At 71.3% G+C, this 6,011-nt stretch carries 6 protein-coding genes; 2 read left to right on the forward strand and 4 right to left on the reverse strand.

Annotated features, from left to right (window positions below; all coding sequences use genetic code 11):
- Window positions 1-114: 114 nt before the first annotated feature.
- The 4 genes from JWQ91_RS00765 to JWQ91_RS00780 are packed head-to-tail and all read right to left on the reverse strand — an operon-like array spanning window position 115 to window position 3,543.
- Window positions 115-522: a universal stress protein gene (locus tag JWQ91_RS00765; protein ID WP_297779475.1), complete on the reverse strand. Its 408-nt coding sequence runs from the start codon at window positions 520-522 to the stop codon at window positions 115-117.
- Entirely contained in the window at window positions 519-2,024 is a 1,506-nt protein-coding gene (locus tag JWQ91_RS00770; RefSeq protein WP_297779478.1) for a tripartite tricarboxylate transporter permease, read from the reverse strand. Before JWQ91_RS00770 ends, JWQ91_RS00765 begins: the two co-directional genes overlap by 4 nt.
- On the reverse strand, window positions 2,024-2,554 hold the full coding sequence (locus JWQ91_RS00775) for a tripartite tricarboxylate transporter TctB family protein (protein ID WP_297779479.1): 531 nt from the start codon (window positions 2,552-2,554) through the stop codon (window positions 2,024-2,026). The genes JWQ91_RS00770 and JWQ91_RS00775 overlap by 1 nt, the downstream gene beginning before the upstream one ends.
- Window positions 2,551-3,543: a tripartite tricarboxylate transporter substrate-binding protein gene (locus JWQ91_RS00780; protein WP_297779481.1), complete on the reverse strand. Its 993-nt coding sequence runs from the start codon at window positions 3,541-3,543 to the stop codon at window positions 2,551-2,553. The genes JWQ91_RS00775 and JWQ91_RS00780 overlap by 4 nt, the downstream gene beginning before the upstream one ends.
- An 80-nt stretch (window positions 3,544-3,623) precedes the next feature.
- Here JWQ91_RS00780 and JWQ91_RS00785 point away from each other — a divergent pair, with 80 nt between their 5' ends.
- Together JWQ91_RS00785 and JWQ91_RS00790 are read left to right on the forward strand one after the other, a co-directional pair.
- Window positions 3,624-5,213: an ATP-binding protein gene (locus tag JWQ91_RS00785; protein ID WP_297779484.1), complete on the forward strand. Its 1,590-nt coding sequence runs from the start codon at window positions 3,624-3,626 to the stop codon at window positions 5,211-5,213.
- Window positions 5,210-5,878, forward strand: coding sequence for a response regulator (locus JWQ91_RS00790; RefSeq protein ID WP_297779486.1), 669 nt, complete (start codon window positions 5,210-5,212; stop codon window positions 5,876-5,878). Before JWQ91_RS00785 ends, JWQ91_RS00790 begins: the two co-directional genes overlap by 4 nt.
- Window positions 5,879-6,011: the final 133 nt, after the last annotated feature.

Genomic DNA, 6,011 nt, shown 5'->3' on the forward strand with positions numbered 1-6,011 from the left:
TCCTGCAGCAGGCCGCGGCCGGCTCGTGACCGGCCCGCTCGAGATCGTCGGCGCCGAGGACGCACCCGTGTGTGAGGACGGCGTGTGCGTGGTCCCCGTCGCCGACGACGCCGACTAGACGAGCGGCTCGGCCCCGTCGGGCTTGACCGCCAGGACGGGGCACGCCGCGTCGAGGATCAGCCGCTGCGCGACGCTGCCGAGCAGCAGCTTGCCGACCGGCGTGCGGGGGCGGATCCCGACCACGATCAACGAGGCGCCGGTCTCCTTCGCGACCGCCAGCACCGCCTCGGCGATGTCGGGCACGACGTCGTGGCGGATCTCGGTCTCGACGTCGAGCCGGGCGAGCTGCGCCTGCAGCGCCCCCATCTCCTCCTCCCGGGCGAACCGGGGGTCGACATAGGCGTCGCCCTTGGTCGGGTTGACGACCAGGAGCCGCTCCCCCCGCCGCGAGGCCTCGGTGGCGCCGTAGGACAGCGCCGCCTGCCCGAACTCGTCCGGGCTGTACGTCACGACCACGCTCATGCGCTGACCTCTTCCTTGTCGACGACCGGCGCGGGCTTGCGCAGGCCGAGTCCGATGATCGCGACCAGCGCGAGGGCGATCACGACGTACACGATGACCGCGACGGGCTCGCTCCACAGCGTGCTGATGTCGCCCGAGGAGATCGTGAGCGCCTGCGTCAGCTGGTACTCCATCTTCGGGCCGAGGATCACGCCGATGATGAGCGGCAGCACCGGCAGGCCGAAGCGCCGCATCGCGAGCCCCAGCAGGCCGATGACCAGCAGGATCAGCAGGTCGAACCACTGGAAGTTGACGCTGTACGCGCCGAGCGACGCGAAGAACAGGATCCCGGCGTAGAGGTACGGGCGCGGGATCTGCAGCAGCTTGGCCCACACCGGCGCGAGGGGCAGGTTGAGGACCAGCAGCAGGGTGTTGCCGATGAACAGGCTCGCGAGCAGCGTCCAGACCAGGATCGGCTCGCTGTCGAACAGCTGCGGCCCGGTCTCGATGCCATAGCTCTGGAACGCCAGCAGCATGACGGCAGCGGTCGCCGTCGTCGGCAGGCCGATCGCCAGGAGCGGCACCAGGGTGCCGGCCGCCGACGCGTTGTTGGCCGCCTCCGGCCCCGCCACGCCCTCGATCGCGCCGTGGCCGAACTCCTCGGGCTTCTTCGACAGCTTCCGCTCGCTGATGTACGAGATGAAGGTCGGCAGCTCGGCGCCGCCGGCCGGCAGTGCGCCGAACGGGAAGCCCAGCGCCGTGCCGCGCAGCCACGGCTTCCACGAGCGGCCCCAGTCCTCGCGGCTCATCCACGGCTGTCCCACCGGGATGATGTCCAGCGGACGACGGCGCAGGTGCGCCGCGACCCACAGGGCCTCGCCGATCGCGAAGATCGCGACGGCGACCACGACGATGTCGATGCCGTCGGCCAGCAGGGGGCTGCCGAACGTCAGGCGGGGCTGCCCCGTGTCGGTGCCGATCAGGCCGATCGTCAGCCCGAGGAAGAGCGCGATGAACCCGCGCAGCCGGGAGTTGCCGAGGACGGCCGTCACCGCGAACAGCGCGAGCACCATCAGCGCGAAGTTCGACGGGTTGCCGAGCTTGACGACCTGGTCGGCGACGGTCGGCGCGAACAGCACCAGCAGGGCGGTGCCGATCGTGCCGGCGACGAACGAGCCGATCGCCGCGGTGGCCAGCGCCTGGGCGGCGCGGCCCCTCTTGGCCATCTTGTTGCCCTCGATCGCCGTCACGACCGAGGACGACTCCCCCGGTGTGTTGAGCAGGATCGACGTCGTGGACCCGCCGTACATCCCGCCGTAGTAGATCCCGGCGAACATGATGAGCGCGCTGGCCGGGGACACGCTGTACGTGATGGGCAGCAGCAGGGCCAGCGTCATCGCCGGTCCGATGCCCGGGAGCACGCCGACCGCGGTGCCCAGCAGGACGCCGATCACGGCGTAGAGCAGGTTGGTCGGTGTCAGGGCGTTCTCGAAGCCCTGCATCAGGAGGTCGAACGATCCCATCAGAGCACCCCGTCCAGGATGCCGGCCGGGATCGCGAGACCCAGGCCGGAGTAGAAGCCGTACCACGTGCCGACCGACAGGGCGGCGCCGATCGCGACGTCCTTGATCAGCGTCCGGCTGCCCAGCACGTGCGCCGTGCCGGCGAACAGGATCGCGCCGGTGATGGCCCAGCCGAGCCAGTCGATCAGCGCGAAGTTGAGCGCGAAGACCGCGACGAGCTTGCCGACCGTCAGCCAGTCGCTGCCCTGCTCGAGGTCGATGTCCTCGCCGTCCTCACCCTCGGCGACGTCCCCGCGTGCCGTGGCGAGCGCGAGCAGCACCGCCAGCACGACGAGAGCCGCACCGACGACGTACGGGAATGCGTAGGGCTGGACGGGCTGGTCGGCGAATCCCTTGCGCAGCGTCGACGCGTCGTAGATGACGTAGGCGCCGGCGACCGCCAGGAACCCCGCGAGGAGGTACTGCGCCCGGTCGACGACCCGCGGGGCCGTCACCGGCACCTCCGCGGATTCGGTGGATGCCGTGGTCATACGAGTCCCAGCTCCTTCAGGGTCGACTCGACCCGCTCGTCCTGCTTCTTGAGGAAGGTCGCGAACTCGTCGCCGGTGGCGAACGAGTCGATCCAGTCGTTGCGCGCGACGGCCTTCTTCCACTCCGCGCTCTCGTGCATGTCGATGAAGATCTGCGTGAGCTCGTCACGGGTCTCCTCGGATATCCCCGGGGGCGCGAGGATGCCGCGCCAGTTGACGAACGTCATGTCCACGCCGCTCTCCTTGAGCGTCGGTGCGTCGACGCTCTCGAGCCGCTCGTCGCCGGACACGGCCAGCACCCGGAGCGAGCCGTCGGCGATCTGCCCCTCGAACTCGCTGGGGCCGGAGGTGCCGACGTCGATCTTCTCCCCCAGCAGCGCCGTCGTGAGCGGGCCTCCCCCGTCGTACGCGACGTACTTGACGTCGGTGGGGTCGATGCCGACGGTCTTGGCGAGCTGCATCGGGAACAGGTGGTCCGGTCCGCCGGGCGAGGAGCCGCCGCCGATCGTCACGCTGTCGGGGTCGGCCTTCCACGCCTTGACGAGGTCGTCGACGGTCTTGAAGCGCGAGTTCTTGGGCACGATCAGTCCCTCCTGGTCCTCGATCAACCGGGCGATCGGGGTCGCCTTGGAGACCCGCGCGGACGACTCGTTGGTGTAGACGGCTCCGACGACGCCGAGGCCCATCGCCATGACGACGTCGGTCGCGCCCTTCTCGTTGAGCAGGCGCTGCATCGCGACAGTGCCGCTGGCGCCGATGACGTTGGTGATCTCGAACCGTCCGGTGAGCTCCTCGTCCTCGAGGGAGTGCGCGGCGGCGCGACCCGTCAGGTCGTACCCGCCGCCGGGGCTGTTGGGAATCATCATCCGCAGGCGACGGTTGCCTTCACCGTCACCTCCGCGCGTCACTCCGCACGCCGACAGCACGAGTGCGGTCACGAGCACGAGGACGACTCCGAGTGTCCGGCGGACACTGGTCTTGGACGTCATGGCACCTCCTGGGTCGACCCGATCATCGCCCCCCACTGTGCGCTGGGTCACTATTGCGGAGACAAAGGAGGTTGTGTTCATTGTGGTCGCCACGCCGGCAACGGCTCACGCTCGCGGGACAGTTCCTGATCATGCAGCTCGCGGTCGTCGCGGTCGTGCTGGTCATCGTGGGCGCGATCTCGGTCCGGCAGTCGACGACGACGTTCTCGGCCGAGCGCGGCGCGCAGATGCGCTCGGTCGCGGAGTACCTCGCGAACCTGTCGGTCGTACGCCAGCAGGTCACGAGTCGTGACGCGGCCCGCGACCTGGCACCGTCGATCGACCGGGCGCTGAGCCTGTCGGGGGCGACGGACGTGACGATCGCAGGTCCCGACGGCGTGGTCCTGTCGTCGTCGGACCCCCAGGTCGTGGGCGAACGCATCGACCTCGGCGACAGCCGGGTCCGCGAGGGCCGCGGCTGGATCGGGGACGTCGTCGACGACGACGGCAAGCGAGCTGTCGCCGGGCACGCCCCGATCCTCGCCGACGACGGCGAGCTGATCGGCCTGTCGCTCGCGCACCAGCGCTATCCGACGACGTGGCAGCGGCTGACCGACGCCGCGCCGGACCTCGTGCTGTTCCTGGGCGTCGGGGCGCTGTTGGGGGCGGCGGGGTCCTGGCTCGTGGCACGCCTGGTCAAGCGCCGCACCCGGGGGCTGGAGCCGCACGAGTTCGCGACGCTGGCGGACCACCGCGAGGCCCTGCTGCACAGCATCCGCGAGGGGGTCATCGCCGTCGGCACCGACGACCGGGTGACGATGGTCAACGACAGCGCCCGTGAGCTGCTGGGGCTCGGCCGTGATGTCGTCGGCCGTCGCCTGGACACGCTGGGGCTGCCCGGCCAGGTCGTCGAGGTCCTCGGCGGTGGCGGCGACGCCCAGGACGCCGTGCTCCTGGTGCGCGACCGGGTCGTGGTGTTCAACCAGCGGGCGGCGGCCAGCCGGGGCGAGGGCATCGGGACGGTCACCACGATGCGCGACCGCACCGAGCTCGTGTCGATGCAGAGCCAGCTCAGCTCCAACCTGTCGATCACCGACACGTTGCGGGCGCAGACGCACGAGTTCGCGAACCAGCTGCACACGATCTCCGGCCTGGTCCAGCTCGGGGAGTACGACGAGGTGACCTCGCTGGTCGGCGTGCTGACCCGGCGTCGCGCCGAGATCACCGACGCCGTGACCCAACGGATCGCCGACCCCGCCGTCGCCGCCCTGGTGATCGCCAAGTCGAGCGTCGCGGCGGAGGCGGGGGTCCGGCTGGACCTGTCGCCGGGGTCGGCGCTGCCCGCACTGGCGACGCCGACCTCGGCGGACCTGACGACGATCATCGGCAACCTGGTCGACAACGCGGTCGACGCCTGCAAGGGCGGCCCGGCTCCCGTGGTCGAGGTCGAGCTCACGGTCGTGGACGCCGCGATCGTGCTGGAGGTGCGGGACAACGGGCCGGGGGTCCCGGCCGACATGGTGGACTCGGTCTTCGTCCGCGGCACCTCGACCAAGCCCGACGTGCCCGGCGGCCGCGGCATCGGGCTGCCGTTGGTGCGGCTGATCTGCACCCAGCGTGGTGGCAGCGTGACGGTCGACCGGGACAATGGCGCGGTGTTCCGTGTCCGGCTGCCCCAGGAGGTCCCATGATCGGCGTGCTCGTGGTCGACGACGACTTCATGGTCGCGGCGATCCACGCCAAGTTCGTCGAGCGGACGCCCGGCTTCACCGTCGTCGGGACGGCGCGCACCGGGGCCGAGGCGCTCGCGATGGTCGACGAGCTCGCGCCTGACCTGCTGCTGCTGGACGTCCATCTGCCGGACCTGAGCGGGCTGGAGGTGTTGCACCGGCTCCGCGCCACCGGCAGTCGGGTCGGCGTCGTCATGGTGACCGCCGAGCGGGACGCCGAGGCGGTCCGGACCGCGTTGCACGGCGGCGCGCTGCAGTACCTCGTCAAGCCGTTCGAGTACACCGACTTCGCGACCCGGATGGAGCGGGTCCGCGAGGCCCTCACGACGTTGCCCGCGGGCACCGCCGACCAGGCCGCGATCGACCGGGCGTTCGGCGGACCGCCCACGGCGGTGACCGCCCTGCCCAAGGGCCTGAGCCCGGAGTCCGCCCGGCTCGTGGCGGAGGCGCTGGCCGAGGGGCGCGAGCTGTCGGCGGCGGACTGCGGCGAGCTGGTGGGGCTCTCGCGGGTCAGCGCCCGGCGCTACCTCGAGCACTTCGTCGACCAGGGCGCCGCGACGGTCCGCCTCAACTACGGCAACGCGGGCCGCCCCGAACGTCGCTACCGCGCGACGGGCCGCGGGTAGTCGCCTCGCCCGGGTCAGGCGCGTGGGCTGCGGCGGTACGCCGACACCGTCGGGTCGCCGGTGACCCAGAACCGCCACGCCACGTCGGCGGCCTTCGAGACGCCGACCCGGGGTCCGGCGCTGATCTCCGGGA

The sequence above is a fragment of the Aeromicrobium sp. genome, assembly GCF_025965075.1.
In the GTDB taxonomy this organism is placed as follows: Bacteria; Actinomycetota; Actinomycetes; order Propionibacteriales; family Nocardioidaceae; genus Aeromicrobium.

Coding starts and splice junctions, on each gene's coding strand:
- JWQ91_RS00765 (WP_297779475.1), bottom strand. CDS start 522: ATGAGCGTGGTCGTGACGTACAGCCCGGACGAGTTCGGGCAGGCGGCG.
- JWQ91_RS00770 (WP_297779478.1), bottom strand. CDS start 2,024: ATGGGATCGTTCGACCTCCTGATGCAGGGCTTCGAGAACGCCCTGACA.
- JWQ91_RS00775 (WP_297779479.1), bottom strand. CDS start 2,554: ATGACCACGGCATCCACCGAATCCGCGGAGGTGCCGGTGACGGCCCCG.
- JWQ91_RS00780 (WP_297779481.1), bottom strand. CDS start 3,543: ATGACGTCCAAGACCAGTGTCCGCCGGACACTCGGAGTCGTCCTCGTG.
- JWQ91_RS00790 (WP_297779486.1), top strand. CDS start 5,210: ATGATCGGCGTGCTCGTGGTCGACGACGACTTCATGGTCGCGGCGATC.